We start from the raw sequence: 2,420 nt of genomic DNA on the forward strand, positions 1-2,420 counted from the left end.
CAAATTATTTCGGAGACGCTTCAGGGCATTTTTCATTTTCTTTTTCGTTATTTCCCTAATTTTCAATTTAGAGATCTCTGCAGAAGTTTTGTCGGAAGCAGGTTTAATCCGTGGAGATTGGGAAGAAAGCGCACAATATTCTATAGAAAACCTAGGCTATTCTCATCATAAAGATAGAGAGGTCCATTTCATTTCGACAGAAGATCTGGATCGAATCGAGAACGATCCAATTCTTCTTGTGCTCCGTATCGAAGGCGAACTTGAAAAAGATTTAAATCGTAAAGATCCGGAACTACTCATATCTTCCGTTCCTCTAAAGGAATTAATGGAGCAAACTGGATCAGGACCAAAGACTTCCGATTTTGGAGAAGGATCCGATTATTATTCTTTGTTCATCGGATCTGAAAATAGAAATACTCGCAGATCCATTTCTGAAGTTAACGATCTATCTAGTTTAGAGCAAGGCTCTAGTTTCTATCGTTATTATTATAATTTTTACGGCTTACATTTTGCCGAAGGGTTACGAGTTCCGAATCGTAAACTCACCCGTTATTATGCCCGTTTAACTCATAGTGATCCGGAAAATTTCATAAAGAAACAGAAAGACAGGGGATGGACAATGTGTTTATCACATTTTGCTTTTCTTCATTCATTCTTGGAACTTTACGCCTTTCCGATCACATCCCGTGATCACTTAAGTTCCGAACTTGATCCTCTGTTTGGTCCGAGCCTTGGTGAAAGCGACCTATCTTCTGTTTCTAAAAAGGAATCCTTGGTATGAATCTATTTTTTAAAAATTCAATCTTAAACCAAATCTCTCAAAGACTACTCTTAGTTTTGGGACTTAGCTGGATTTCTCGAATTCGATACAGGAGTTTAGCGAGTAAGAAGAATAGGCGTCTTTTACGAAAATTCGGTATTCGAAGTTTATTTGTTTCAGCTAGATCTATTCTATTATTCGTACTTATTTTCGAGATCACGGTTGCTCCTTTATCCGCAGATCCGACCCTGTTTCGTGATTTATGGAAAAACGGATCGGATGGAAAATTAGAAAGGCAATATCAAAGCGCGGATAAATCCGAAACCGATTCGGAATGGGACCAGAGTGTAGACCGAGGCTTTTCTCTTTTGAAAGCGGATTGGGAAGCATTAGCCGATAGAGCGATCGAAAGAAATCTTTTAGAAAATGGAGGGAGTTCCAACACAGCCTTAAAAGAACAATTATTGATGGAGAAGGCCCTTGTTCGAGAAGAATGGGAGGATGACGTACAAGAGGAGATAGAATCCAGAAAAGGGCAATGGAAAGCGAAAGTATCTTCGGGAAGTTTAGACGAAGCATTACAAAATATAGATAAAGCAGCGTTAATCCAGGCTGTTTTGAATGCAGGGCTCCAGGCTCAATCCGGAACGGATGCGACTGCAAAAGCAGGATTATTCGATTCGAATATCCAAGGATTTTTAGCGACATTCCGTTCTAATTGGGAAGCGGATCTGGACTCAAGAATAGAGTCCTTAAAGAGTAATTCGAATATAATATCCGTTTCAGAGAAACAGGGTTTCGAAACAGCTCTTTTAGATATTAAGAAATATATTTTATCTGAATATTATTACGAAGAATCTTCTATCGTAGCGGCGTATCGTTCGAATTTCGTAGCGAAGGCAAATTCATTGGATGATCTGGATGGACAGATCGCTCAAGAGACGGACCCGAACCAACTCGCACTATTATTGATCGAAAGAGCAAAGAAAAATACAAATGATCTTTCCGGATTTTTACCGAACCAATCCCAAAATGTAGATCCTGATACGATTGTTGCGAATGGAGACGATTATCAGTCCAAGTTTTTAGCAGCACTTCAAGCAGGACAAAAACAATGGCAGGATGCGATCGACCAACTTGTTCTGGGGAAACTTCGTTATGATAAGGAAGTAGAACTCCAAAGAAAAGAAGGAGAGGCTGACTGGGCAAACGCATATAACCAGATCTTAAAAGCGAAGGACGATTGGACTACTGTTGTAAACCAGCAGATCCAAAAGGGCCTGGAGGCTTGGGATACTTCCGAGACACAATTAAAAGAAAATAAAGCAAAAGCCTTGGAAGAGTTGAATCGAACTCTTTCTACACAATCGGAGCAGTGGCAGGCTCATGTTCGAGGAATAGAGAATATAGTAGCAGGTGGAGCAGATACTCTTACTACAATCGAATCAAATATTAAGTTTTTTGAAGATGCGATCGAAAGGGCACAAAAGCCTGATAGCGGATATCCAGCTTCTATAGTAACAGAATATCAACAACAACTTGCATATTGGCAAGGGCTTGTGACCCGGGTCCGAAATGTAGTGAGAGATTCTCAAAACTCATTACATGACGACGATGTAAGAAGTGCGAACGGTTTATTGAGTTCAAGCGGGATCTATTC

Annotated in this window: 1 protein-coding gene and 1 pseudogene; both read left to right on the forward strand. The window is 40.0% G+C overall.

Annotation, left to right across the window (positions count from 1 at the left end; genetic code table 11):
* On the forward strand, positions 1–781 hold a 781-nt coding region (locus EHQ64_RS18595; RefSeq protein WP_210410891.1), incomplete at its 5' end, for a hypothetical protein.
* Positions 778–2,420: pseudogene (locus EHQ64_RS18600) on the forward strand (hypothetical protein); the annotation flags it as partial. The gene EHQ64_RS18595 and the pseudogene EHQ64_RS18600, both read left to right, overlap by 4 nt.

The sequence above is a fragment of the Leptospira sarikeiensis genome (assembly GCF_004769615.1).
Lineage (GTDB): Bacteria > Spirochaetota > Leptospiria > Leptospirales > Leptospiraceae > Leptospira_B > Leptospira_B sarikeiensis.